Raw genomic sequence first — 630 nt, 5'->3', positions numbered from 1 at the left:
GAGCAGTGCATCGAACGGCCGGCCCGCCCGGATAGAGAGGGCCTGCTCGTTGATCTTCTGCTCCAGCCACTGCGCCAGGTCGGAGAGCCCGCCAGAGGGCGGGACCTCGGCGTCGGGGTGAAAGGTGGCCAGACCGTGTGAGGTGGTCTGCCGGTCCATGTCCCAGATGCGGAGGGTCGCCCCGCGGCTGCGGAAATACTGCGCCGTGGTGTTACCCACGACGGTCTTGCCGACCCGGCCGCGGCCGACCGGCATCAGCAGTACGGGGCGCACGTCTGTGGTCGTCATCGTTGCATCCTTCTTGGCCATGCGTCGGCGCTCCTATCGCCGTAGGGGAATCATCCTGGGAGGCGGCGCGAATGGCGCTGCCGTCCTGCCAGATTTTTTCAGGAGCGCTTTTGACCAGGCAGCCAGGCGCGGTCCTGCTGGAGTAGCGCTCTCATCGCTTCGATCTCGGCCTGAACCTCCTCAAGACTGCGGACAGCTGCGGGCTCGTCGTGTCGCCGCGTGGGGGAGGGGCGTATCGTTGGGATCGGCCGGGGCAGTGGAGCCTCTGTCGATACGGCAAGCGGCTTGATGGGCTCAGGCGCCGGCAGGACGGCAACCGAAACGGGCGCCCAACCTGCCGGC

1 pseudogene is annotated in these 630 nt (G+C 67.6%); it reads right to left on the bottom strand.

Annotated elements, in window-relative coordinates:
* A pseudogene (locus QWZ14_RS05665) lies at positions 1-309 on the bottom strand (hypothetical protein); the annotation flags it as partial.
* Positions 310-630: the final 321 nt, after the last annotated feature.

The organism is Paeniroseomonas aquatica (genome assembly GCF_030409335.1).
GTDB lineage: Bacteria > Pseudomonadota > Alphaproteobacteria > Acetobacterales > Acetobacteraceae > Belnapia > Belnapia aquatica.
The sequence above is the reverse complement of the archived record's forward strand: the minus strand, read 5'-3'. Positions and strand labels throughout refer to the sequence as shown.